A 25,364-nucleotide genomic window follows, 5' to 3' on the forward strand; every position below is an offset into this window, starting at 1 on the left:
CGCAGCCACCCCCATGACGACCATGACCTCCCCCCGTGGCCGGCGCCGCGCCCCCACCCGTATCGAGCGGGCGGCCGGCCGGGCCGCCGCCCTCCAGAAACCCCGTGTCATCCTCGCTCTGCTGCTCCTGCTCGCCCTGACGTGCGTGATGCTGCTCGACGGCTATCTGCGCGCCGAGGTCGGCGGTGACGAACGGGTGCGCGACGGGGCGAGTTCGAGCAAGGTCCCCGAGAAGATCCTCGATGGCGGCCCGATCCTCACCTTCCGGGGCGGGCAGGCCACGAGCGTCTCGGTGCCGGACAAGACGATCGCCCTCACCTTCGACGACGGCCCGAACCCCACCTGGACGCCCCAGGTCCTGAAGATCCTTCAGGAGAACGACGTGCCCGGCACGTTCTTCCTGGTCGGCTCGATGGTCTCGCGCTATCCGGGCATCGTGAAGACGATGGTCGAACAGGGCAACGAGGTCGGAATCCATACTTTCACCCATGTCGACCTTTCGTACCAGAGCGGCGCCCGGGTCGACCGGGAAATGGAACAGACTCAGCTCGCCCTGGCGGGCGCGGCCGGCATCACGACGACGTTGTTCCGCGCGCCGTACTCCTCCGAGACGGACGCGATCGACAACTACAGCTGGCCCGTCTACAAGAGGCTCGGCGAGGACGGCTACACCAGCGTCTTCGTCGACACCGACAGCGACGACTGGAAGCGGCCGGGCGTTTCGAAGATCATCCAGTGGGCGACGCCGAGCGGCACCGACGGTGCGTCGGTCCTGTTCCACGACGCGGGTGGCGAGCGTTCCCAGACGATCGCGGCGCTGCCGAAGTACATCAAGAAGATGAAGGCGAAGGGCTACACCTTCACCACCATCAGCGGCGTGATGCAGAAGGACGAGGCGGCGGGCCGGCAGCAGGCGGCGGGTGCCGCCGATGCGGGTGCGACCGGCGGTCAGCCCACCGGGACCCCGCCGAACGGCGGCGGCGACACCGGCAGCACCACCTCCGGTCTCCAGGCCGCGCACCGGCGGGCCACCGGCGCCACCCTCTACGAGGGCAAGGCCCTGATCGTGGCGGTGGCCGTCGCCGAGTGGACGGTGCCCGTGCTCTCGGTCGGGCTCATGGTCGTGGGCGTCGCCGTCATGGGCCGCTTCGGGATGATGCTGATCCTCGCCCGCCGGCACTACCGGCAGCGCAACAGACGCCGGTTCGGCTGGGGGCCGACGGTGACCCGTCCGGTGAGCGTGATCGTCCCGGCGTACAACGAGAAGGAGTGCATCGCCAACACGCTGAAGTCGCTGGCGCAGAGCACCCATCCGATCGAGATCATCGTCGTCGACGACGGTTCCACGGACGGCACCTCCGAGATCGCCCGTGCCGCGGCCGAGTCGCTCGGCATGACGAACGTCCGGGTCGTCCGGCAGGAGAACGCGGGCAAGCCGGCCGCCCTCAACAACGGTGTGCGCAGCGCCAGTCACGACATCGTCGTGATGATGGACGGCGACACCGTCTTCGAGCCGGACGCCGTGCACCAGCTCGTCCAGCCCTTCGCCGACCCGGAGGTCGGCGCGGTCGCGGGCAACGCCAAGGTCGGCAACCGCGACACGGTCATCGGCGCCTGGCAGCACATCGAGTACGTGATGGGCTTCAACCTCGACCGCCGCATGTACGACCTGCTGCGCTGCATGCCCACCATCCCCGGTGCGATCGGCGCGTTCCGCCGGGACGCCGTGCTGGAGGTCGGCGGGATGAGCGAGGACACCCTCGCCGAGGACACCGACATCACCATCGCCATGCACCGCGCCGGCTGGCGGGTCGTCTACCAGGAGCACGCCAAGGCCTGGACGGAGGCGCCCGGTTCGCTCAAGCAGCTCTGGTCCCAGCGCTACCGCTGGTCGTACGGCACCATGCAGGCGCTGTGGAAGCACCGCAAGTCCCTGACGGACAACGGGCCGTCGGGCCGCTTCGGCCGGGTCGGCATGCCACTGGTGGTGATCTTCCAGATCGTCACCCCGGTCTTCGCGCCCCTCATCGACGTGTTCACCGTCTACTCGATGATCTTCATCGACTTCCGGGCGGCCCTGCTGGCCTGGCTGGCGGTGCTGGCGGTCCAGCTCACGTGCGCGGCGTACGCGTTCCGGCTCGACCGCGAGAAGTACCGCTACCTGCTGATGATGCCGCTCCAGCAGCTGGCCTACCGGCAGATGATGTACCTCGTCCTCATCCACTCCTGCATCACCGCGCTCACCGGCGGCCGGCTGCGCTGGCAGAAGCTCAAGCGCACAGGCGAGGTCGGCACTCCGGCAGGGGCGAGCCGATGAGCTGGGGAGCGGAGCAGCAGCCGTACCGGCAGGGGCATCCGCAGCCGGGGCAGGGGTTCGGACAGGAGCCGCAGCAGCCCGGGTACGGGTACGGGCAGCAGCCCGGGTACGGGTACGAGCAGGCGCACGGGTACGGGTACGGGTACGGCGGTCAGGAGCCGCAGCGGTACGTACGGCAGCCGTACCCCCAGCAGCGCGCGGGGTACGGGCAGCAGCAGCCGACGGCCGACCCGACGGCGACGCTGCCCACGGTGGAGTCCGAGCTCGAGGTGGAGCCGGAGGCGGAGCCCGAGGCCGAGGCTCCCGTCGTCGCGGAGGAGACGTCCCCGCCCGTGCCGAAACAGGCCGGCCGTGACCGCTACTTCGACACCCTGCGCGCCGTGGCGCTGGTGCGCGTGGTCGCGTATCACACCTTCGGGTGGGCCTGGGCGGGGATGGTCTTCCCCTCGATGGGGATCATGTTCGGCCTGGCCGGCACCCTGATGGCGAAGTCTCTGGAGCGCCCGGCGGCCAAGGTCGTGAGGAGCCGGCTGCGCAGGCTGATGCCGCCGTTCTGGTTCTGGGGCTTCTTCGTGGTCCTCGCGATGCTGCTCCACGACTGGATGCCGGGCTGGCAGATCGTCTACTGGATCGTGCCGCTGGGCGACCCGCCGGGCAACGCCTGGGGCACGCAGGCGTGGGAGATCCTCTGGTACCTGCGGACGTACCTCTGGTTCGTGCTGCTGTCCCCGGTGCTGCTCAGGGTGTTCCGGGCGGCCCCGGTGCCGGTCCTGCTGGCCTCCCTGGCCCCGATCCTGGTCCTCCAGCTCGTCTGGTCGCCGCCCGACGGACGCTTCGGCAGCGCGTTGTGGGACCTGGCGACGTACCTGTTCTGCTGGATCCTCGGCTTCGCGCACCGCGACGGCGTGCTCCAGCGGCTGCGACCGGCCGTTGTCGTCGTGCTCTCGCTCGCCGCGATCGTCTTCGGGGGCTGGTACGCGCTCTCGCACCAGGGCGAGTTCGGCACCTACGACCTGGACGAGATACCGCTCGCGCAGGCCTTCTGGTCGGCCGGGTTCGTGGCGCTGCTGATGTACTTCAAGGCGCGCTTCGCGGTCGACTTCGCCGGCCTCGCCCGGTTCCGCCGGCTGGACCGGCTCGTGACGGTCTTCAACGCCCGCGCGGTGACGATCTATCTGTGGCACGAGATAGCGCTGATCCTCGCCGTGCCGCTGATAGACCGGTTCTGGGACGTGCCCGCGTTCGAGAAGTGGCTGCCGCTGGACAGCCAGTGGTTCATGTTCGGCATCGGCTGGATCCTGATAGCGGTCTTCGTGCTGCTGTGCGGCTGGGTCGAGGACGTGGCGGCGAAGAAGAGGCCGAGGCTGCTGCCGTGACACGTCGGTGGGTGGGCCGGGCGTGGGTGCGTCCGGCCCGTACTGCCACAATGGGCCGGTGACCCGCGCATCCTTGGACAAGCAGCCGCACGAAGTCGCCTCGATGTTCGACAACGTGGCGGAACGGTACGACCTCACCAACGACGTGCTGTCCCTCGGTCAGGACCGGCGCTGGCGCAAGGAGGTCGCGAAGGCGGTGGACGCCCGCCCCGCCCAGAAGGTCCTCGACCTGGCCGCCGGTACGGCGACGTCGTCGCTCCCCTTCGCCCGCACCGGCGCCTACGTCGTCCCCTGCGACTTCTCCATCGGGATGCTCCAGGTCGGCAAGAAGCGCAACGGCTGGCTGCCGTTCACGGCCGGCGACGCGACCCGGCTGCCCTTCAAGGACGACACCTTCGACGCCGTCACCATCTCCTTCGGACTGCGCAACGTGCAGGACACCGATGCCGCGCTGCGCGAGATGTACCGGGTGACCAAGCCCGGCGGCCGCGTGGTGATCTGCGAGTTCTCCCACCCGACCTGGGCGCCGTTCCGCACGGTCTACACCGAGTACCTGATGCGCGCGCTGCCGCCGGTCGCCCGCGCGGTCTCCTCCAACCCCGACGCGTACGTCTACCTCGCCGAGTCCATCCGCGCCTGGCCCGACCAGGCCGGACTCGCCGCGCGCCTGCGCGGGGCCGGCTGGTCGAAGGTGGCCTGGCGGAACCTGAGCGGCGGCATCGTCGCTCTGCACCGGGGCTTCAAGCAGGCCTGAGGCACGGGCCTCAAGCAGGCCTGAGGCACGGGGCGCGCCTGCCCCGGCTGCTACCTGGTCACCTCGAAGGCGCCGCCCGGTTCGCCCAACTCGCGCTGCATCCCGCCCCCGGTGGGGTTCGGGATCCGCGGCTCGCGCACGCCGGCGCCTCCGCCGCCCTCACCCTCGCCGAGGTCGAACCACACGGTCACGACGACACCGCGCGGCACCTCGACACCGGGCGGCGGGTACTGCCGTACGACGTAGTCGACGACGGTGCGATGGAATTCGGGCCGGTCGGGTGCGGCCAGCAGCAAGCCGTGCGCCGCGGCGGTCTCGCGGGCGTCCACGGCCATGAGACCGACGAGCTTGGGTACGCGCACTTCAGGCGTTTTGGGTGTCAAGCGCACAGGTGTCACCCCCAGCGGTACTGGCAGAGTAACCGCCCGAGGGTGCCGTCCGGAAGCTCCAAGTGGCTTTCTGTAACGAATACTTACTTAGAGTTACCTGTTGTGTTGCCTGCCGCGTCGCCTGCTGCTGCCGGGATTCACAGCGCGAGCCGGTAGCAGTGCCCCTCCTTCTTCGAGGTCGGGGTCGTGAACGTCTCGGCGAGGCTCATGCCCAGCCGCCGGGTGACCGCGATCGACCGGGCGTTCTGGGAGAGGACCATCGCCACCACGCTCTCCACCCCCGCCGCACGCACCCGCTCCAGCGTCAGCCGCGCGGCCGCGGTCGCGTACCCCTTGCCCCAGTGCTCCCGCCCGAGCCGCCAGCCGATCTCGATCTCGCCCTTCGGCCCCCACTCCTGCGGCCACGGCTGCGCCCCGGTGAAGCCGATGACCCGGCCGGACTCGTCGAGCATCGTCCACAGGCAGAAGCCGCGTTCGGCGTCGTGCCGGCGCTGGCGGGCCGTGAGTTCCTCGTAGACGTACAACTCCGAGGATCTGCCGCCGTGGAACTCCATGACATCGGGGTCGTCGAAGATCCGATGCCAGGCGACGGCGTCCTCGTCGGTGGGGACGCGCAGGTGCACGACGGGCAGAGGTCGGTTCACGGGGCAGCCCTTCAGCCGGGTGATCAATTCTGCTGAATAGACTGCCCATGTCCAGTGCCGGTCGGCACGCAGATTTCGAACCTTGGGGAGATCCCGCCGTGACCGAGCCACTCTCCGACAACACCGCCGATGTGATCGTCGTGGGCGCGGGGCCGGCCGGCTCCGCCACCGCCTACCACCTGGCCCAGGCCGGCCTCGACGTACTCCTGCTGGAGAAGACCGAGTTCCCGCGCGAGAAGGTCTGCGGCGACGGGCTCACCCCGCGCGCCGTGAAGCAACTCGTCGCGATGGGCATCGACATCTCGGAGGAGGCCGGCTGGCTCCGCAACAAGGGGCTCAGGATCATCGGCGGGGGCGTCCGCCTCCAGCTCGACTGGCCGGAACTCGCCTCCTTCCCCGACTACGGACTCGTCCGCAAGCGCGACGACTTCGACGAACAGCTCGCCCGCCAGGCCCAGAAGGCGGGGGCCCGTCTGTTCGAGCGCTGCAACGTCTCCGGCCCGGTCGTCGACGACCGCACCGGCCGGATCACCGGCGTGACGGCCAAGCTCGGCGAGGAGAAGCGGGAGGTCACCTTCCACGCCCCGCTGGTGGTGGCCGCCGACGGCAACTCCACCCGGCTGTCCCTGGCGATGGGACTGCACCGCCGTGAGGACCGCCCGATGGGGGTCGCGGTGCGCACGTACTTCACCTCGCCGCGGCACGAGGACGACTACCTGGAGTCCTGGCTGGAACTGTGGGACCGCCGCGGTCCGGGCGAGGACCGGCTGCTGCCCGGCTACGGCTGGATCTTCGGGATGGGCGACGGCACGTCGAACGTCGGTCTGGGCGTGCTCAACACCTCGGACTCCTTCAAGGAACTCGACTGGCGCGAGGTCCTGAAGGCCTGGTGCGCGTCGATGCCCGAGGACTGGGGCTACACCCCGGACAACATGACCGGTCCGATCCGCGGCGCGGCCCTGCCCATGGCCTTCAACCGCCAGCCCCACTACACCAAGGGCCTGCTCCTCGTCGGCGACGCCGGCGGTCTGGTCAACCCCTTCAACGGCGAGGGCATCGCCTACGCGATGGAGTCCGGCCAGATCGCGGCCGACGTCATCGTCCAGGCCCACGCCCGCTCGACCCCGGGGCAGCGCGAGACGGCCCTCCAGCACTACCCGCGGGTCCTCAAGGACACCTACGGCGGCTACTACACGCTGGGTCGCGCCTTCGTGAAGCTCATCGGCAACCCGAAGGTCATGAAGATCGCGGCCCAGCGCGGTCTGACCCACCCGATGCTGATGAAGTTCACCCTCAAGCTCCTCGCCAACCTCACCGACCCGACCGGCGGCGACGCGATGGACCGCATCATCAACGGCCTGAGCAAGGTGGCCCCGAAGGCCTGACCCGGTGAGGAGGGGTCCCGGCCCAGGACCGGGACCCCTTCATGCCGGAAGGGCCGCTGCCCCCGAGCGGCTGCGGCCCTTCACCCCGTACGGCTGTGCGCGTCAGAGCATGCGCACCGCGCCGCTCGGCGGGTCGTACGACAGGGGCTTCATCACGACGCCCGTGGACGGGTTCTGCGCGCCGACGAACATGCCGTCGCCGACGTACACCGCCACGTGGTACGCGCTGCCCGCGCTGCCCCAGTACAGGATGTCGCCCGGCTGGAGGTTGCTCAGCGAGACCTGGGTGCCGGCGACCGACTGGTCCTGGGAGACGCGCGGCAGGTCGATGCCGACCTGCTTGAAGGCGGCCTGCACCAGACCCGAGCAGTCCCACGAGTTGGGGCCGGTGCCGCCGGAGACGTAGGCGTCGCCGACCTGGGCCTTGACGAAGGCGATGACGGCCGCGGCCGAACCGGTCGCCGTCGAGGTGCTCGCCTGCGTGGCCGTGGAGGTGCTGAGCGTGTCCCGCGCCGAGTCGCGCGAGGCGCGCTCCGCGGCGGCCTTGCGGGCCGTCTCGGCAGCCTTCTTCCTGGCCGCCTCGGCCTTCTGCTTCGCCTCGGCCAGGTCCGCCTTGGCCTGCTTCGCGGCGTTCGCCGCAGCCGCGTCGCGCTCGGCCCGGAGCTGGTAGTCGGCGGCGGCCTGCTGCGTGGCGTCCGCGGACTGCGCGATCTGGGCGACCAGGTCGCCGGTGAGGGTGGGCATTTCGAAGGTCTGCGTCACCGGCTCGGCGGCGTTGGCCGCGCCCGATGCCGCGACGGCCAGGGTGCCGAGGACGCCGCCGGCGACTCCGGCCCGCATCGCGATCGTCGACGCGCTGCGGCGGGGCTTCCGGTGGCTGCGTATGTGAGCGGTGTGGGACATGGGTACTACCGGTATCAGGGGCTCCTCCATACCTACAAGCAACGTGTGCTGCGCCACAATTGTTCAACAGGACCCCTCAATACCGTTCGCGCCACTCCTTATTGACGCCGTAACGGACATTGCGGACACAGGTGATCAAGCCTGTGATCACGGTCTTTCGCGGTTACGTCCGAATTGCCCGCGACCTACCATCGCTGAGGACCGTTGGCCAAGCCCGGTTCTCATGGGCCTCTCATGGATGTGGCGGAGGTCACGGAACGGTCACCGGGGCGGCCGCGTCTCGCGCGAGAGCGGTGTCCCCGCGCGAGGGGTGGCGCTCCGTGCGTGCCGACGGTTCGCGCCCGGGCGGGCTCGTGAACGCGTGCACGCGTCCACATCGCGTTGCCCGGCTCCCTCTGATGTGTGAATGCCGCCCTTTATCAAGGGGTCGGGCGTGGCGCCAATTTGCATGCAAGGGAAGCCTCTTGATATGGAGACGACCTCGATCACCTGCGCAGACGCGGGAAAATGTCACCTCTGGTGACCACTCGGACGCTTCAAGTGTGAAGATCACCGCTCATCCGACTTCATGATCCTTCGTCAGGTGGTGGAGATCACAAAGCTTGTGCAATACCCCGTGTCGCAGATCACAGACCGGCAGGCATAAGATGCGAGGCGGTTGGGCTTGTGACCTGCTTCACATGTTCGCGATCTTCGCCCGGACGGGCGAGGTTCGCGGGACCGGTGAGGCGGGTCCCGGGTCCGACGCAACCGCCACCAGTCAGTGCCGACTGAGAGGAGCGAGGAGCGGTGAACGCGTATGCGCCCATCCTCGTACTGGGAGCCCTCGGGGCAGGCTTTGCGATCTTCTCCGTGGTCATGGCCACGCTGATCGGTCCGAAGCGGTACAACCGGGCCAAGCTCGAGGCCTACGAGTGCGGCATCGAGCCGACCCCCACGCCGGCCGGCGGCGGGCGCTTCCCCATCAAGTACTACCTGACGGCGATGCTCTTCATCGTCTTCGACATCGAGATCGTCTTCCTCTACCCGTGGGCCGTCACCTTCGACGCCCTGGGTGTGTTCGGGCTCGTGGAGATGCTGCTCTTCGTGCTCACCGTCTTCGTCGCCTACGCCTATGTGTGGCGGCGCGGCGGCCTGGAATGGGACTGAGGGGCCAAGGGACATGGGACTCGAAGAAAAGCTGCCGAGCGGCTTCCTGCTGACCACCGTCGAGCAGGCCGCGGGCTGGGTGCGCAAGGCGTCCGTCTTCCCCGCCACGTTCGGCCTGGCCTGCTGCGCCATCGAGATGATGACCACCGGGGCAGGACGGTACGACCTGGCGCGCTTCGGCATGGAGGTCTTCCGGGGCTCTCCGCGCCAGGCGGACCTGATGATCGTCGCCGGCCGGGTGAGCCAGAAGATGGCGCCGGTGCTGCGGCAGGTCTACGACCAGATGCCGAACCCCAAGTGGGTCATCTCCATGGGGGTCTGCGCCTCCTCCGGCGGCATGTTCAACAACTACGCGATCGTCCAGGGCGTCGATCACATCGTCCCCGTCGACATCTATCTGCCCGGCTGCCCGCCGCGGCCCGAGATGCTGATGGACGCGATCCTCAAGCTCCACCAGAAGATCCAGACCTCCAAGCTCGGCGTGAACGCGCGGGACGCGGCCCGGGAGGCGGAGGAAGCGGCGCTCAAGGCCCTGCCCACGATCGAGATGAAGGGGCTGCTGCGATGAGCGACGCCAACGGCCACGGCGGCGCCGACGGGGTGAACCCCGAGAAGGACCTGGCCGCCGACAACCTCCCCGGCCAGCGAGGCCAGGGCGGTGAGCAGATCCGCGTGCAGCGCGGCATGTTCGGCGCCGACAACGGTGGCGACACCAGCGGGTACGGCGGTCTGGTCCGCTCGGTCCGGCTCCCGGGCCCGGCGAGCCGCCCCTACGGCGGCTGGTTCGACGAGGTCGCCGACGAACTCGAGGGCGCCCTGGAGGAACAGGGACTCCTGCCCGACAACGCCATCGAGAAGACGATCGTCGACCGCGGCGAGTTGACCTTCCACATCGAGCGCGAGCACCTGGTGCGGGTCGCCCGCACCCTGCGCGACGACCCGGCCCTGCGCTTCGAGCTCTGCACCGGTGTGAGCGGGGTCCACTACCCGAGTGACAAGGGCCGCGAGCTGCACGCCGTCTACCACCTGCGCTCGATCACCCACAACAGGCTGATCCGCCTGGAGGTCAGCGCCCCGGACAGCGACCCGCGCATCCCGACCCTGGTCCCCGTCTATCCGACGAACGACTGGCACGAGCGCGAGGCCTACGACTTCTTCGGGATCGTCTTCGACGGTCACCCGGCCCTGACGCGGATCATGATGCCGGACGACTGGCAGGGCCACCCGCAGCGCAAGGACTATCCCCTCGGCGGCATCCCCGTCGAGTACAAGGGCGCCCAGATCCCGGCTCCGGACCAGCGGAGGTCGTACTCGTGAGCACGCAGTCAGCATCCGCGGCGTCGGCCGCCTCGGCGCGCGAGACCACCGAGGGCACCGTATACACGGTCACCGGTGGCGACTGGGACGAGGTCGTCCAGTCCGCGGCCCGCGCCGACGACGAACGCATCGTCGTCAACATGGGTCCTCAGCACCCGTCCACCCATGGAGTGCTTCGTCTGATCCTGGAGATCGACGGCGAGACGGTCACCGAGGCCCGCTGCGGCATCGGCTACCTGCACACCGGCATCGAGAAGAACCTCGAGTTCCGGACGTGGACGCAGGGCACCACCTTCGTGACGCGCATGGACTACCTGACGTCCTTCTTCAACGAGACCGCCTACTGTCTCGCCGTCGAGAAGCTCCTCGGCATCGAGGACCAGATCACCGAGCGCGCCAAGATCATCAGGGTGCTCCTGATGGAGCTGAACCGATTGTCCTCCCACCTGGTGTGCATCGCCACCGGAGGCATGGAGCTCGGCGCCACCACGATCATGATCTACGGATTCCGTGATCGTGAAATGATTCTCGACATCTACGAGCTCATCACGGGCCTGCGGATGAACCACGCGTACATCCGCCCCGGCGGACTCGCCCAGGACCTGCCGCCCGGCGCGGTGGACCAGATCCGCGAGTTCGTGAAGAAGATGAGGAAGAACCTCCCGGAGTACGACAAGCTCGCCACCGGGAACCCCATCTTCAAGGCCCGCATGCAGGACATCGGCTATCTCGACCTGGCCGGCTGCATGGCCCTCGGCGCCACCGGCCCGATCCTGCGCTCCACCGGTCTGCCGCACGACCTGCGCAAGGCGCAGCCGTACTGCGACTACGAGACGTACGACTTCGAGATCCCGACCGCCGACTCCTGCGACGCCTACGGCCGCTTCCTGGTCCGGCTGGAGGAGATGCGCCAGTCGCTCGGGATCGTCGAGCAGTGCCTGGACCGGCTGCAGCCCGGCCCGGTCATGGTCGCCGACAAGAAGATCGCCTGGCCCGCCCAGCTCGCCCTGGGACCGGACGGACTGGGCAACTCCCTCGACCACATCAAGAAGATCATGGGCACCTCCATGGAGGCCCTGATCCACCACTTCAAGCTGGTCACCGAGGGCTTCCGGGTACCGCCGGGACAGGCGTACGCGGCGGTCGAGTCGCCCAAGGGAGAGCTCGGGGTGCATGTCGTGTCCGACGGCGGCACCCGCCCCTACCGGGTCCACTTCCGGGACCCGTCCTTCACCAACCTTCAGGCCATGGCGGCGATGTGCGAGGGCGGCCAGGTCGCCGACGTCATCGTCGCCGTCGCGTCCATCGACCCCGTGATGGGAGGCGTCGACCGGTGACCACCAGTTCTTCGGAGCGCGGCGTCAGCCTGGGCATGCCCGAACTGCCCGCGCCCGGCTACCCGGACGACGTCCGAGCCCGGCTGGAGGCCGACGCCCGCGAGATCATCGCGCGCTACCCGGACTCCCGGTCGGCCCTTCTGCCGTTGCTGCATCTCGTGCAGTCGGAGGAAGGACACGTCACCCGCACCGGGATGCGGTTCTGCGCGGAGGTGCTGGACCTGACCACCGCCGAGGTCACCGCGGTCGCGACCTTCTACACGATGTACCGGCGCAGGCCGAGCGGTGACTACCAGGTGGGCGTCTGCACCAACACCCTGTGCGCGGTGATGGGCGGCGACGCGATCTTCGAGACCCTCCAGGAGCACCTGGGCGTCGGCAACGGCGGGACCACCGAGGACGGCAAGGTCACGCTGGAGCACATCGAGTGCAACGCGGCCTGCGACTTCGCGCCGGTCGTGATGGTCAACTGGGAGTTCTTCGACAACCAGACCCCGGGCAGCGCCAAGCGTCTCGTCGACGACCTGCGCGCGGGACGGCCGGTCGAGCCCACGCGCGGGGCGCCGCTGTGCACCTTCAAGGAGACCGCGCGGATCCTGGCGGGCTTCCCCGACGAGCGGGAGGGGGCCGTCGAGGCCGGCGGCAGCGCGGGACCCGCGTCGCTGGTGGGCCTCCGCCTGGCCAAGGGAGAGGCCGCACCCGCGCGCGTGGTCCATCCGCGCGACGGCGGTCCGCACGACGAGCCGCGGGAGCGGGCCGTGCACGAGCCCTCGCCCACCGAACACCTGAGCTCGCACGACGCGCCGCAGACCACGTCGGCCTCCGACCCCGCCCACCCGGCAGGGCCAGCCGCCGAGGAGGGGGAGTGATGACCTTGGCACCCGAGCTGAAAGACACCAGCCCCGAGAAGCTGCTCGCACCCGTGCTGTCGGCCTTCTGGGACGAGGACGGGTCCTGGACGCTGGACGTCTACCGAAGGCACGAGGGATACGAGGGGCTCCGCAAGGCGCTCGCGATGTCGCCGGACGACCTGATCGCGTACGTCAAGGACTCCGGTCTGCGCGGCCGCGGCGGCGCGGGATTCCCGACGGGAATGAAGTGGCAGTTCATTCCCCAGGGTGATGGGAAACCGCACTATCTGGTTGTCAACGCCGACGAATCGGAGCCGGGGACCTGCAAGGACATCCCGCTCCTCTTCGCGAACCCGCACAGCCTCATCGAGGGCATCGTGATCGCGTGCTACGCCATCAGGTCGTCGCATGCCTTCATCTATCTGCGTGGTGAGGTCGTCCCGGTGCTGCGGCGGTTGCACGAGGCCGTGCGCGAGGCCTACGCGGCCGGCTACCTCGGCGAGAACATCCTGGGCAGCGGACTCGACCTCGAACTCACCGTGCACGCGGGCGCCGGCGCGTACATCTGCGGTGAGGAGACCGCGCTGCTCGACTCGCTCGAAGGCCGCCGTGGTCAGCCGCGGCTGCGTCCCCCCTTCCCCGCGGTCGCGGGCCTCTACGCGTGCCCGACTGTGGTGAACAACGTCGAGTCGATCGCGTCGGTTCCCGCGATCCTGCACCGCGGCAAGGACTGGTTCAGGTCGATGGGCAGCGAGAAGTCCCCGGGCTTCACGCTCTACTCGCTCAGCGGCCATGTCGCCGGCCCCGGCCAGTACGAGGCCCCGCTCGGCATCACACTGCGTCAGCTCCTGGAGATGAGCGGCGGGATGCGCCCGGGGCACCGGCTGAAGTTCTGGACGCCCGGCGGCTCCTCGACGCCGATGTTCACCGACGAGCACCTGGACGTCCCTCTTGATTACGAAGGAGTGGGCGCCGCGGGTTCCATGCTCGGCACGAAAGCTCTCCAGTGCTTCGACGAGACGACCTGCGTCGTGCGTGCCGTGACGCGCTGGACCGAGTTCTACGCCCACGAGTCCTGCGGCAAGTGCACGCCGTGCCGCGAAGGCACCTACTGGCTGGTGCAGTTGCTGCGCGACATCGAGGCGGGCAAGGGCGTCATGTCCGACCTCGACAAGCTGAACGACATCGCCGACAACATCAACGGCAAGTCGTTCTGCGCCCTCGGCGACGGCGCCGCCTCGCCGATCTTCTCCTCGCTCAAGTACTTCCGCGAGGAGTACGAGCAGCACATCACGGGCCGCGGCTGCCCCTTCGACCCGGCCAGGTCGACGGCCTGGGCCGACCGCACGGAGGTGAACGCATGACCGTGACCACCAGCGCTCCCTCCGGAGGGGGAGAGGCGGCACTCCCGCCGGAGGACCTCGTCTCGCTGACCATCGACGGCGTGGAGATCAGCGTGCCCAAGGGCACCCTGGTCATCCGGGCCGCCGAACAGCTCGGCGTCGAGATCCCGCGCTTCTGCGACCATCCCCTCCTCGATCCGGCCGGCGCCTGCCGGCAGTGCATCGTCGAGGTCGAGGGCCAGCGCAAGCCGATGGCGTCCTGCACGATCACGTGCACGGACGGGATGGTGGTGAAGACCCACCTCACCTCGCCCGCCGCCGAGAAGGCCCAGCACGGTGTGATGGAGCTGCTCCTCATCAACCACCCGCTGGACTGCCCGGTCTGCGACAAGGGCGGCGAGTGCCCGCTGCAGAACCAGGCGATGTCGCACGGCAACGCCGAGTCCCGCTTCGAGGGTCGCAAGCGTACGTACGAGAAGCCCGTCCCGATCTCCACGCAGGTGCTGCTCGACCGCGAGCGGTGCGTGCTGTGCGCGCGCTGCACCCGCTTCTCCAACCAGATCGCCGGCGACCCGATGATCGAGCTGGTCGAGCGGGGTGCGCTCCAGCAGGTCGGCACCGGCGAGGGCGACCCGTTCGAGTCGTACTTCTCCGGGAACACCATCCAGATCTGCCCGGTCGGGGCGCTGACCTCGGCGGCGTACCGGTTCCGTTCCCGCCCCTTCGACCTGGTCTCCTCGCACTCCGTGTGCGAGCACTGCTCCGGCGGCTGCGCGACGCGCACCGACCACCGGCGCGGCAAGGTCATGCGGCGTCTCGCGGCCCCCGACCCGGAGGTCAACGAGGAGTGGATGTGCGACAAGGGGCGCTTCGCGTTCCGGTACGCGCAGACCCGGGACCGGATCGAGACGCCGCTGGTGCGCAACGCCGCGGGTGTGCTGGAGCCCGCGTCCTGGCCGGAGGCGCTGGAGGCGGCGGCCCGGGGACTGACCGCGGCGCGCTCCCGGGCCGGTGTCCTGGCCGGCGGCCGTCTCACCGTCGAGGACGCCTACGCCTACAGCAAGTTCGCGCGCGTGGCGCTCGACACCAACGACATCGACTTCCGCGCGCGCGTGCACAGCGGCGAGGAGGCCGACTTCCTGGCCGCGCGGGTCGCCGGCCGCGGCCGTGACGTCGACGGTACGGGTGTCACGTACACCTCCCTGGAGAAGGCGCCCGCCGTCCTGCTGGTCGGGTTCGAGTCCGAGGAGGAGGCCCCCGGCGTCTTCCTGCGGCTGCGCAAGGCCTGGCGGACGCACGGGCAGAAGGTCTACTCGCTGGCGACGTACGCCACCCGCGGTCTGGAGAAGGCGGGCGGCACGCTGCTGCCGGCGGCTCCCGGGACCGAGACCGAGTGGCTGGACGCGCTGGCGAGCGGCGTGGGCCTGGAGGAGGGCGGCACCGTCGCCGCCGAGGCACTGCGCACCGAGGGCGCGGTGATCGTCGTCGGCGAGCGGCTGGCCTCGGTGGCGGGCGGGCTGACCGCGGCCGTCCGGGCCGCCGGGGTGACCGGCGCGAAGCTGGTCTGGATCCCGCGCCGGGCCGGCGAGCGCGGCGCCGTCGAGGCGGGTGCGCTGCCGACCCTGCTGCCCGGCGGACGCCCGGCCACCGACCCGCGCGCGCGTGAGGAGATCGCGGCAGCCTGGGGCGTCGCCGAACTTCCGCACCGCTTCGGCCGGGACACCGGGCAGATCGTCGAGGCCGCCGCCCGGGGAGAACTCCAGGCGCTGGTGGTGGCGGGCGTCGAGGTCGCCGACCTGCCCGACCCGGCACGCGCGCGTGAGGCGCTCGCCTCGGTCGGCTTCCTGGTGTCGCTGGAACTGCGGCCCAGCGAGGTCACCGGGCACGCGGACGTGGTGTTCCCGGTGGCGGCGGTCGCCGAGAAGGCGGGCAGCTTCCTCAACTGGGAGGGCCGGGTCCGCTCCTTCGAGGCCGCGCTCAAGCCCGACCAGCTCACGCGCCGGCTGGCTCCCGGCGACGCGCGCGTGCTGCACATGCTCGCCGACGCCATGGACGTCCACCTGGGCCTGCCGGACCTGCGCACCGCCCGCGCGGAGCTGGACCGGATCGGCGCGTGGGACGGCCCGCGGGCCTCGAACCCCTTGCAGACCGCGGGTGTGCTGGCGCGGCCGGCGGCCGGTGAGGCCGTGCTCGCCGGGCACCGGCTGCTGCTCGACCAGGGCGTCCTCCAGGAGGGCGACGACGCGCTCGCCGGCACCCGGCATCCGGCACGCGCGCGTGTGTCGGCCGCCACGGCCGCCGAGGCGGGCGTCAAGGACGGCGACCTGCTGGCCGTGACCGGGACCGCCGGAACGGTCGAACTCCTGCTGGAGGTCACCGAGATGCCCGACCGGGTGGTCTGGCTCCCGCTGAACTCCACCGGCGGCGGCGTCGCCTCCGACACCGGGGCGCAGCCCGGCTCCCTCGTCCGCATCGGCCCGGCGACGCTCGCCGCCGAAGCCCCCAAGGAGGTGGAGGCATGAGTCCGTACCTCGCCGCTGAAGACCTCTCGATGTTCGGCCACGACCCCTGGTGGCTGGTCGTCGTCAAGGCGGTGTTCTGCTTCGCCTTCCTGATGGTGACCGTGCTGTTCTCCATCGTCTGGGAGCGCAAGGTCGTCGCCTGGATGCAGCTGCGCATCGGTCCCAACCGGCACGGCCCCTGGGGCATGCTCCAGTCGCTCGCCGACGGCATCAAGCTGATGCTCAAGGAAGACCTCATCGTCAAGCGCGCGGACAAGGTGGTCTACGTCCTCGCGCCGATCGTCGCGGCCATCCCGGCCTTCATGGCCATCGCGGTGATCCCCTTCGGGCCGGCCGACAACGAGGTCTCGATCTTCGGCACGCGCACCACGATGCAGCTCACCGACCTGCCGATCGCGATGCTCTACGTCCTCGCGGTCGCCTCCGTCGGCATCTACGGGATCGTGCTGGCGGGCTGGAGCTCCGGATCCACCTACCCGCTGCTCGGCGGTCTGCGCTCCTGCGCGCAGATGATCTCGTACGAGATCGCGATGGGCGCCGCGTTCGCCTCGGTGTTCCTCTACTCGGGGTCGATGTCGACCTCGACGATCGTGGAACAGCAGCACGACCGCTGGTACATCGTGCTGCTGCCGGTGTCCTTCCTCATCTACATCGTGACGATGATCGGCGAGACCAACCGGGCCCCGTTCGACATGCCGGAGTCCGAGGGCGACCTGGTCGGCGGCTTCAACACCGAGTACTCGTCGATCAAGTTCGCGATGTTCATGCTCGCCGAGTACGTGAACATGGTGACGGTCTCGGCCGTCGCGACCACGCTGTTCCTTGGCGGCTGGCGGGCCCCGTGGCCCATCAGCACCTTCTGGGCGGGCGCGAACCACGGCTGGTGGCCGATGCTCTGGTTCGTGGTGAAGGTCCAGCTGCTGCTGTTCGGCTTCATCTGGCTGCGCGGCACCCTGCCCCGGGTCCGCTACGACCAGCTGATGAAGCTCGGCTGGAAGGTCCTCATCCCGGTCTCCGTCGTCTGGCTGATGCTCGTCGCGACCGTGCGGACCCTGCGCAACGAGCACTACGACTTCACCGACATCGCCCTGTACGTCGGCGGCGCCGTGCTCACCCTGCTGCTGCTGTCCTTCGTCGCCGACATGTTCCGCGACAAGGCGGAGAAGGCCGAGGCGACCGGGCGGGCCGCCGAGGAGGCGGTCGGCTTCGACCCGATGGCCGGCGGATTCCCCGTCCCCCCGCTGCCCGGACAGGAGCTGCCGCCGGTGCCCCGGCGCCGCCCGCACCGCGAGCGGGAGTTGATTGTCAGTGGTGGGTCCGATACTGCGAGTGACGGATCGACCGGCGGATCTCGTGACGGAAAGGAGGCGTCCGATGGCTGAGGAGCCCAAGGGGACCGAACCCGGTTTCCAGAACCCCGTGGCCGGCTTCGGCGTGACCTTCAAGGCCATGTTCAAGAAGCGGCTGACCGAGCAGTACCCGGAGCAGCAGAAGACCACCGCTCCGCGCTTCCACGGGCGGCACCAGCTCAACCGTCATCCGGACGGCCTGGAGAAGTGCGTCGGCTGCGAGCTGTGCGCCTGGGCCTGCCCCGCCGACGCCATCTACGTGGAGGGCGCCGACAACACGGACGAGGAGCGCTACTCGCCGGGCGAGCGGTACGGCCGCGTCTACCAGATCAACTACGCGCGCTGCATCCTGTGCGGCCTGTGCATCGAGGCGTGCCCCACGCGCGCGCTGACGATGACGAACGAGTTCGAGCTGGCCGACTCCAGCCGCGCGAACCTCATCTACACCAAGGAGCAGCTCCTCGCCGGGCTCGACGAGGACATGGTCGACACCCCGCACGCCATCTACCCGGGGATGGACGAGCAGGACTACTACCGGGGGCTGGTCACCGAGGCCGCTCCGGGCACGGAGCGCCAGGTCGCCGTCTCCAAGGGCGAGCAGCCCGGGGAGCAGGAGGTGAAGGCATGAGCGCGCAGCTCGCCGCCTACTCCACCTCCACCGGAGAGGCCTTCCAGTTCTGGGTCCTCGGCTCGGTCGCGCTGATCGGCGCCCTGTGCACCGTCTTCATGCGCAAGGCCGTGCACAGCGCGCTCTGCCTGGCCGGAACCATGATCGTCCTGGCGGTGTTCTACCTCGCCAACGGCGCCTATTTCCTGGGCATCGTGCAGATCGTCGTCTACACCGGCGCGATCATGATGCTGTTCCTGTTCGTGGTGATGCTCGTCGGCGTGACGGCGGCCGACTCCCTGAAGGAGACCATCAAGGGCCAGCGCTGGCTGGCCCTCGTCAGTGGTCTGGGCTTCGGCATCCTGCTGCTGGCAGGCATCGGCAACGCCTCCCTCACCGAGTTCGACGGCCTGGGACAGGCCAACGCGAACGGCAATGTGCAGGGGCTCGCCGCGCTGCTGTTCACCAAGTACGTCTTCGCCTTCGAGATCACCGGCGCGCTGCTGATCACGGCCGCCGTCGGCGCCATGGTGCTCACCCACCGCGAGCGCACCGAGCGCGCGAAGACGCAGCGCGAACTGGCCGAACAGCGGGTGCGGGAGGGCAAGCACCTGCCGCCGCTGCCGGCGCCGGGTGTCTACGCCAGGCACAACGCCGTGGACATCGCGGGCCTGCTGCCCGACGGCACCCCGTCCGAGCTCACGGTCAGCAAGACGCTGCGCGAGCGCGGCCAGATCCGTGACGTGTCCACCGAGGCGCTCAACGACCTCCGTGCGCTGGAGCAGCGCGCCGAGGAGCGCCTGGAGCGGACGGAGGTCGAACCTGCGACCTTCCGGCGGACCGAGGAGGCGTCGAAGTGAACCCCGTGAACTACCTCTATCTCGCGGCCCTGCTGTTCACGATCGGCGCCACCGGCGTACTGATCCGGCGCAACGCCATCGTGGTCTTCATGTGCATCGAGCTCATGCTGAACGCCTGCAACCTCGCGTTCGTCGTCTTCTCCCGGATGCACGGAAACCTCGACGGCCAGATCATCGCCTTCTTCACGATGGTCGTCGCCGCAGCGGAGGTCGTGGTGGGTCTGGCGATCATCGTGTCGCTGTTCCGGTCCCGCCACTCGGCCTCGGTCGACGACGCCAGCCTGATGAAGCTGTAAGGGGTCGGAAGAATCGTGGAGAACCTGATCGCGCTGCTGATCGCGGCGCCCCTGCTCGGAGCGGCCGTCCTGCTGGTCGGCGGTCGACGGCTGGACGCCGTCGGCCACTGGATCGGCACCGTCCTCGCGGCCTCCTCCTTCGCCGTCGGAGTCGTCCTCTTCACCGACCTGCTCGGCCGGAGCGCCGAGGACCGGACACTGACCCAGCACCTGTACAGCTGGATCCCGGTCGAGGGCTTCCAGGCGGACGTGGCCTTCCGCCTCGACCAGCTCTCGATGACCTTCGTGCTGCTGATCACGGGCGTCGGCTCGCTGATCCACCTGTACTCGATCGGGTACATGGAGCACGACGAGCGGCGGCGCCGCTTCTTCGGCTACCTGAACCTGTTCCTGGCGGCGATGCTGCTGCTCGTCCTCGCCGACAACTACCTTCTGCTGTACGTCGGCTGGGAGGGTGTCGGTCTCGCCTCGTACCTCCTCATCGGCTTCTGGCAGCACAAGCCCAGCGCGGCCACCGCGGCCAAGAAGGCCTTCCTGGTCAACCGGGTCGGCGACATGGGCCTGTCGATCGCCATCATGCTGATGTTCACCACCTTCGGGACCTTCGCCTTCGGTCCGGTGCTCGGCAGCCAGGGGCACCCCGGTCTCGCCGGTGACGCGACCGGCGGGAAGCTCACCGCCATCGCCCTGATGCTGCTGCTCGCGGCCTGCGGCAAGTCCGCCCAGGTGCCGCTGCAGTCCTGGCTCGGGGACGCGATGGAGGGCCCGACCCCGGTCTCGGCCCTCATCCACGCCGCGACGATGGTGACCGCGGGCGTGTACCTGATCGTCCGGTCCGCGGCGATCTTCAACGGCAGCCCCGACGCGCAGCTCGTGGTGACCGTGGTCGGCGCGGTCACGCTCCTGTTCGGTGCGATCGTCGGTTGCGCGAAGGACGACATCAAGAAGGCGCTGGCCGGCTCGACGATGTCGCAGATCGGCTACATGGTGCTCGCCGCGGGTCTCGGCCCCATCGGCTACGTCTTCGCGATCATGCACCTGGTCACCCACGGCTTCTTCAAGGCCGGACTGTTCCTCGGCGCCGGTTCGGTCATGCACGGCATGAACGACGAGGTCGACATGAGGAAGTACGGCGGCCTCAGGAAGTACATGCCGGTCACCTTCGCGACCTTCAGCCTCGGTTACCTCGCCATCATCGGCTTTCCGGGCCTGTCCGGCTTCTTCTCCAAGGACAAGATCATCGAGGCGGCCTTCGCCAAGGGCGGCACCGAGGGCTGGATCCTCGGCGGCGCGGCCCTGCTCGGCGCGGCCATCACGGCGTTCTACATGACGCGCGTGATGCTGATGACGTTCTTCGGCGAGAAGCGCTGGCAGCCCGACGAGCACGGCCACGAGCCGCACCCGCACGAGTCGCCCAGGTCGATGACGATCCCGATGATCGTGCTGGCCTTCGGATCGGTCTTCGCGGGCGGCCTGTTCAGCATCGGCGACCGCTTCCTGAACTGGCTGGAGCCGGTCACCGGGCACGCCGAGGGCGACTCGCCCCTCAGCCCGATGACGGTCACCCTGGTCACCACGGCCCTGCTCGTCGTCGGCGTCGCCCTGGCGTACGCCCGGTACGGACGGCGTCCGGTCCCGGTCGTCGCCCCGCGCGGGTCGCTGCTCACCCGGGCCGCCCGCCGGGACCTCTACCAGGACGACTTCAACCACGTCGTCCTCGTGCGCGGCGGGGAGCACCTGACACGCTCCCTGGTGTACGTCGATCACACCCTGGTCGACGGTGTCGTCAACGGCACGGCGGCCTCGGTCGGCGGGCTCTCCGGACGGCTGCGCCGGCTGCAGAACGGCTTCGCGCGGTCGTACGCGGTCTCGATGTTCGGCGGTGCGGCACTCCTCGTCGCCGCGACCCTGCTGATGAGGGCGGTCTGATACCGATGTCCTTTCCTCTGCTGACAGCGACGGCGGCGCTCCCGGCCGTCGGGGCGATCGCCACGGCCGCCGTGCCGGCCGCCCGGCGCAACGCCGCCAAGGCGCTGGCGCTGCTCGTCTCGCTCGCCACCCTCGCTCTGGCGATCGTCGTCCTGGTCCGTTTCGACCCGGGCGGCGACCGGTACCAGCTCACCGAGTCCCACGCCTGGATCAAGGAGTTCGGGGTCAGGTACGAGCTGGGCGTGGACGGCATCGGGGTGGCGCTGATCGCGCTGACCGCCCTGCTGATCCCGTTCATCGTCCTCGCGGGCTGGCACGACGCCGACCCGCTGGAGACCGGAAGCCGCCGCTGGCGGCCGACGCAGGGCTTCTTCGCCCTGATCCTGGCCGTCGAGGCGATGGTGATCCTCTCCTTCGAGGCCACCGACGTCTTCCTCTTCTACGTCTTCTTCGAAGCCATGCTGATCCCGATGTACTTCCTCATCGGCGGCTTCGGGGACCGTGCCCACGAGCACGGGGAGGCGGCCGCGTCCACGCAACGCTCGTACGCGGCGGTGAAGTTCCTCCTCTACAACCTGGTCGGCGGTCTGATCATGCTGGCCGCGGTGATCGGCCTCTACGTGGTGGCAGGCAACTTCAGCCTCCAGGAGATCGTGCAGGCGCGGGCGAACGGCTCGCTGCACATGGCGACCAGCACCGAACGCTGGTTGTTCCTGGGCTTCTTCTTCGCCTTCGCGGTGAAGGCCCCGCTGTGGCCGCTGCACACCTGGCTGCCCAACGCGATGGGGGAGGCCACCACACCGGTCGCCGTCCTCATCACGGCGGTGGTCGACAAGGTGGGCACCTTCGCGATGCTCCGCTACTGCCTCCAGCTCTTCCCGGAGGCCTCGAAGTGGGCGACGCCCGCCATCCTCGTACTGGCGCTGATCAGCATCATCTACGGGGCGCTGCTCGCCGTCGGACAGCGTGACATCAAGCGGCTGGTGGCGTACGCGTCGATCTCGCACTTCGGGTTCATCATCCTGGGCATCTTCGCGATGACCAGTCAGGGCCAGTCCGGCGCCACGCTCTACATGGTCAACCACGGGATCTCGACGGCCGCGCTGATGCTGGTCGCGGGCTTCCTGATCTCCCGGCGCGGCTCCCGGCTCATCGCCGACTACGGCGGTGTGCAGAAGGTGGCCCCGGTCCTCGCGGGCACCTTCCTGATCGGCGGCCTGGCGACCCTCTCCCTGCCGGGTCTGGCGCCGTTCGTCAGCGAGTTCCTGGTGCTGGTCGGCACGTTCGCGCGCTATCCGGTGGTCGGCATCATCGCCACCTTCGGCATCGTCCTCGCCGCGCTCTACACCCTCGTCCTCTACCAGCGGACGATGACGGGCCCGGTGAAGACGGAGGTCGCGGCGATGCCGGACCTCAGGGCCCGCGAACTCCTGGTCGTGGCGCCGCTGATCGTCCTGCTGATCTTCCTGGGTGTCTACCCGAAGCCCGTCACGGACATCGTCAACCCGGCGGTCAAGCAGACCCTGTCCGACGTCCAGAAGAAGGACCCCCAGCCCGAGGTGGAGGCGGCCAAGTGAGCGCAACAGCCGTCCACAGCCTGTGGACAACCGCGGCAACCGCGGCCGGCCCGATCTCGAAGATCGAAACGCCGAAAATCGAATACGGGCAGCTCTCGCCCACCCTGATCGTCGTGGGCGCCGCGATCATCGGGGTGCTGGTCGAGGCATTCGTGCCCCGCAAGTCCCGTTACCACGCACAGCTGTTCGTGTCGGCGGTGGCGCTCGTCGCCGCGTTCGCCGCGGTGATCGCCCTCGCGGCCGGCGGCTACGGCACCACCAAGGCGCACATCGCGGCGATGGGCGCGATCGCGGTCGACGGACCGGCCTTGTTCCTCCAGGGCACGATCCTGCTGACCGGCCTGGTCGGCCTGTTCACCTTCGCCGAGCGCCGCCTCGACCCGCAGGCGCACGGCAACCGGGTCGACTCGTTCGCGGCACAGGCCGCGTCCGTGCCCGGCAGCGACAGCGAGAAGGCGGCCGTGAAGGCCGGGTTCACCACCACCGAGGTCTTCCCGCTGCTGCTCTTCGCCATCTCCGGCATGCTGGTCTTCCCCGCGGCCAACGACCTGCTGACGCTGTTCGTGGCCCTGGAGGTCTTCTCGCTGCCGCTGTACCTGCTCTGCGCGCTGGCCCGCCGCAAGCGGCTCATGTCGCAGGAGGCCGCCGTCAAGTACTTCCTGCTCGGCGCCTTCGCCTCCGCGTTCACCCTCTTCGGCATCGCTCTGCTGTACGGGTACGCCGGGTCGGTGTCGTACGCCACCATCGCGCAGGTCGTCGAGGGCAGGGTCACCAGCGTCGACCCGGCGCTCGCCGGCACCATGGGCAACGACGCGCTGCTGCTCGTCGGCACCGCGCTGCTCGCCATGGGCCTGCTGTTCAAGGTGGGCGCGGTCCCGTTCCACATGTGGACGCCGGACGTGTACCAGGGCGCCCCGACACCGGTGACCGGATTCATGGCGGCGGCGACCAAGGTCGCGGCCTTCGGCGCGCTGCTGCGGCTGCTCTACGTCATCCTGCCCGGTCTGCGGTGGGACTGGCGGCCGGTCATGTGGGGCGTCGCGATCATCACGATGCTGGGCGGCGCGATCGTCGCGATCACCCAGACCGACATCAAGCGGCTGCTGGCGTACTCGTCGATCGCGCACGCGGGATTCATCCTCGCCGGTGTCATCGCGACCACGCCGGACGGCGTGTCCTCGGTGCTCTTCTACCTGGGCGCGTACTCGTTCGTGACGATCGGCGCGTTCGCGGTCGTCACCCTCGTCCGCGACGCGGGCGGCGAGGCGACGCACCTGTCCAAGTGGGCGGGGCTCGGCCGTAGGTCGCCGCTGGTGGCGGCCGTGTTCGCGGTGTTCCTGCTGGCCTTCGCGGGCATCCCGCTGACCTCCGGCTTCGCCGGGAAGTTCGCCGTGTTCCGGGCGGCGGCGGAGGGCGGGGCGGCCCCGCTGGTCGTGGTCGGTGTGATCTCGTCGGCGATCGCGGCGTTCTTCTACATCCGGGTGATCGTGCTGATGTTCTTCAGCGAACCGAAGCCGGAGGGTCCGACGGTCGCGGTGCCGTCGCCGCTGACGATGACCGCGATCGCGGTCGGTGTCGCGGTGACCCTGGTGCTCGGTGTGGCACCGCAGTACTTCCTGGACCTGGCCAGCCAGGCGGGGGTGTTCGTGCGCTGATTCACGACACCGCGACACACGACTGCCCGGCACCTCGCGAAGGAGTGCCGGGCAGCCGCGCGATCAGGGTCCGTGGTCACTGGCCGCCGTCACGGCGGGCCTTGATCTTCGTCAGGTCCAGCTCCATCGGGAACGGGACGTCGATCTTCAGCCGTTCGCGGAAGATGCCGGTGGAGGTGTAGGTGCCGGTGGTGGGTTCCAGCTCGAAGACGTGCACCGCGGCGCGGCCCTTCTCGTTCTCGACCCGCCAGTAGTGGGGGATCTTGGCACGGGCGTACTTCAGGGGCTTGGTCTCGCGGTCCCGGGAGACGGAGTCCTCGGAGACGACCTCGACGGCCAGGACCACGGACTCGACGGGGAAGCGCGTCTGGTCGGTGTCCTGGACCACGTCCCCGCGTACGACGACCACATCCGGTTCCGGCCTGTTCTGGCTGTCGAGGTCGATGGTGAACTCGCGAAACACCTCGAGGTCCGCAGGTGCCAGTGACTGGAGCTGCCATTTGAGGAAATCGATGGCGCGCTCGTGAAAGATGGTCTGCGGACTCAGGAAGACCAGGCTCCCGTCGATCAATTCCGTGTGCGGAGGAAGATTCGGGAGGCGGTCCAGGTCGTCGGCGGTCCAGCCGCCCTCGGGCGGGATCGGCCAGCTGGACGCGGACGCCTTCGGTGCGACGCTCATCAGTGCTCCCATGGGACGGAGTCTCGCCGGTGCTTTCAGACTATCGACGGAGAACGGGCGGGTCTGCCGCGAACGTGTGAACGGTGATCGTGTCCTTGACGGCCACCGACGGTGCCGGTCTGTGG

The 25,364-nt window shown here is 69.4% G+C and carries 22 protein-coding genes; 18 read left to right on the top strand and 4 right to left on the bottom strand.

Annotated elements, in window-relative coordinates:
• The first annotated feature begins 13 nt into the window (after positions 1 to 13).
• Genes ACWC24_RS20195 through ACWC24_RS20205 form a run of 3 tightly spaced genes read left to right on the top strand, consistent with a single transcriptional unit; the run spans position 14 to position 4,447 of the window.
• Positions 14 to 2,317 carry a bifunctional polysaccharide deacetylase/glycosyltransferase family 2 protein gene (locus tag ACWC24_RS20195; protein WP_450664192.1) on the top strand — a complete coding sequence of 768 codons (2,304 nt, stop codon included), beginning with the start codon at positions 14 to 16 and terminating at the stop codon, positions 2,315 to 2,317.
• Complete coding sequence (locus ACWC24_RS20200; RefSeq protein WP_450664193.1) at positions 2,314 to 3,693, top strand: acyltransferase family protein; 1,380 nt, start codon at positions 2,314 to 2,316, stop codon at positions 3,691 to 3,693. The genes ACWC24_RS20195 and ACWC24_RS20200 overlap by 4 nt, the downstream gene beginning before the upstream one ends.
• Positions 3,694 to 3,751: 58 nt before the next feature.
• Entirely contained in the window at positions 3,752 to 4,447 is a 696-nt protein-coding gene (locus ACWC24_RS20205; protein ID WP_450664194.1) for a demethylmenaquinone methyltransferase, read from the top strand.
• A 50-nt stretch (positions 4,448 to 4,497) separates the two neighbouring features.
• Here the strand turns inward: ACWC24_RS20205 and ACWC24_RS20210 are convergent, their stop codons facing one another.
• A complete protein-coding gene (locus ACWC24_RS20210) occupies positions 4,498 to 4,836 on the bottom strand; it encodes a PASTA domain-containing protein (RefSeq protein WP_450664195.1) in 339 nt (112 codons plus the stop codon).
• A gap of 137 nt (positions 4,837 to 4,973) precedes the next feature.
• Positions 4,974 to 5,480 (bottom strand): GNAT family N-acetyltransferase, encoded by a 507-nt coding sequence (locus ACWC24_RS20215; protein ID WP_450664196.1) that lies wholly within the window; start codon positions 5,478 to 5,480, stop codon positions 4,974 to 4,976.
• Between the two features lie 47 nt (positions 5,481 to 5,527).
• Between ACWC24_RS20215 and ACWC24_RS20220 the strand changes: the two genes are divergently transcribed.
• The gene (locus ACWC24_RS20220; RefSeq protein WP_450664197.1) at positions 5,528 to 6,865 is read left to right on the top strand and encodes a geranylgeranyl reductase family protein; all 1,338 of its coding nucleotides are present in this window, start codon (positions 5,528 to 5,530) and stop codon (positions 6,863 to 6,865) included.
• A 102-nt stretch (positions 6,866 to 6,967) separates the two neighbouring features.
• Here ACWC24_RS20220 and ACWC24_RS20225 read toward each other — a convergent pair whose 3' ends face one another.
• Complete coding sequence (locus ACWC24_RS20225) at positions 6,968 to 7,768, bottom strand: C40 family peptidase (protein WP_450664198.1); 801 nt, start codon at positions 7,766 to 7,768, stop codon at positions 6,968 to 6,970.
• Between the two features lie 789 nt (positions 7,769 to 8,557).
• Between ACWC24_RS20225 and ACWC24_RS20230 the strand changes: the two genes are divergently transcribed.
• The 14 genes from ACWC24_RS20230 to nuoN are packed head-to-tail and all read left to right on the top strand — an operon-like array spanning position 8,558 to position 24,560.
• Entirely contained in the window at positions 8,558 to 8,917 is a 360-nt protein-coding gene (locus ACWC24_RS20230) for an NADH-quinone oxidoreductase subunit A (RefSeq protein WP_007383963.1), read from the top strand.
• Between the two features lie 13 nt (positions 8,918 to 8,930).
• A complete protein-coding gene (locus ACWC24_RS20235; RefSeq protein ID WP_450664199.1) occupies positions 8,931 to 9,485 on the top strand; it encodes a NuoB/complex I 20 kDa subunit family protein in 555 nt (184 codons plus the stop codon).
• Entirely contained in the window at positions 9,482 to 10,234 is a 753-nt protein-coding gene (locus ACWC24_RS20240) for an NADH-quinone oxidoreductase subunit C (protein ID WP_450664200.1), read from the top strand. The genes ACWC24_RS20235 and ACWC24_RS20240 overlap by 4 nt, the downstream gene beginning before the upstream one ends.
• Complete coding sequence (locus tag ACWC24_RS20245) at positions 10,231 to 11,571, top strand: NADH-quinone oxidoreductase subunit D (RefSeq protein WP_162468130.1); 1,341 nt, start codon at positions 10,231 to 10,233, stop codon at positions 11,569 to 11,571. The genes ACWC24_RS20240 and ACWC24_RS20245 overlap by 4 nt, the downstream gene beginning before the upstream one ends.
• Entirely contained in the window at positions 11,568 to 12,440 is an 873-nt protein-coding gene (nuoE, locus tag ACWC24_RS20250) for an NADH-quinone oxidoreductase subunit NuoE (protein ID WP_450664201.1), read from the top strand. Before ACWC24_RS20245 ends, nuoE begins: the two co-directional genes overlap by 4 nt.
• Complete coding sequence (nuoF, locus tag ACWC24_RS20255) at positions 12,440 to 13,786, top strand: NADH-quinone oxidoreductase subunit NuoF (protein ID WP_450664202.1); 1,347 nt, start codon at positions 12,440 to 12,442, stop codon at positions 13,784 to 13,786. The genes nuoE and nuoF overlap by 1 nt, the downstream gene beginning before the upstream one ends.
• The gene (locus ACWC24_RS20260; RefSeq protein ID WP_450664203.1) at positions 13,783 to 16,287 is read left to right on the top strand and encodes an NADH-quinone oxidoreductase subunit G; all 2,505 of its coding nucleotides are present in this window, start codon (positions 13,783 to 13,785) and stop codon (positions 16,285 to 16,287) included. The genes nuoF and ACWC24_RS20260 overlap by 4 nt, the downstream gene beginning before the upstream one ends.
• Positions 16,284 to 17,669, top strand: a complete 1,386-nt coding sequence (nuoH, locus tag ACWC24_RS20265) for an NADH-quinone oxidoreductase subunit NuoH (RefSeq protein ID WP_450664204.1) — start codon at positions 16,284 to 16,286, stop codon at positions 17,667 to 17,669. Before ACWC24_RS20260 ends, nuoH begins: the two co-directional genes overlap by 4 nt.
• Positions 17,662 to 18,264: an NADH-quinone oxidoreductase subunit NuoI gene (nuoI, locus tag ACWC24_RS20270; protein ID WP_450664205.1), complete on the top strand. Its 603-nt coding sequence runs from the start codon at positions 17,662 to 17,664 to the stop codon at positions 18,262 to 18,264. Before nuoH ends, nuoI begins: the two co-directional genes overlap by 8 nt.
• On the top strand, positions 18,261 to 19,103 hold the full coding sequence (locus tag ACWC24_RS20275) for an NADH-quinone oxidoreductase subunit J (protein WP_450664206.1): 843 nt from the start codon (positions 18,261 to 18,263) through the stop codon (positions 19,101 to 19,103). Before nuoI ends, ACWC24_RS20275 begins: the two co-directional genes overlap by 4 nt.
• Positions 19,100 to 19,399 (top strand): NADH-quinone oxidoreductase subunit NuoK, encoded by a 300-nt coding sequence (nuoK, locus tag ACWC24_RS20280; RefSeq protein WP_009190046.1) that lies wholly within the window; start codon positions 19,100 to 19,102, stop codon positions 19,397 to 19,399. The genes ACWC24_RS20275 and nuoK overlap by 4 nt, the downstream gene beginning before the upstream one ends.
• Positions 19,400 to 19,414: 15 nt before the next feature.
• The gene (gene nuoL, locus ACWC24_RS20285) at positions 19,415 to 21,328 is read left to right on the top strand and encodes an NADH-quinone oxidoreductase subunit L (protein ID WP_450664207.1); all 1,914 of its coding nucleotides are present in this window, start codon (positions 19,415 to 19,417) and stop codon (positions 21,326 to 21,328) included.
• A 5-nt stretch (positions 21,329 to 21,333) separates the two neighbouring features.
• Positions 21,334 to 22,905: an NADH-quinone oxidoreductase subunit M gene (locus ACWC24_RS20290; RefSeq protein WP_450664208.1), complete on the top strand. Its 1,572-nt coding sequence runs from the start codon at positions 21,334 to 21,336 to the stop codon at positions 22,903 to 22,905.
• Complete coding sequence (gene nuoN / locus ACWC24_RS20295; protein ID WP_450664209.1) at positions 22,902 to 24,560, top strand: NADH-quinone oxidoreductase subunit NuoN; 1,659 nt, start codon at positions 22,902 to 22,904, stop codon at positions 24,558 to 24,560. Before ACWC24_RS20290 ends, nuoN begins: the two co-directional genes overlap by 4 nt.
• A gap of 76 nt (positions 24,561 to 24,636) precedes the next feature.
• Here nuoN and ACWC24_RS20300 read toward each other — a convergent pair whose 3' ends face one another.
• Positions 24,637 to 25,239, bottom strand: a complete 603-nt coding sequence (locus ACWC24_RS20300) for a Uma2 family endonuclease (RefSeq protein WP_450664210.1) — start codon at positions 25,237 to 25,239, stop codon at positions 24,637 to 24,639.
• Between the last annotated feature and the right edge of the window lie 125 nt (positions 25,240 to 25,364).

This window comes from Streptomyces sp. NPDC001443 (assembly GCF_053597355.1).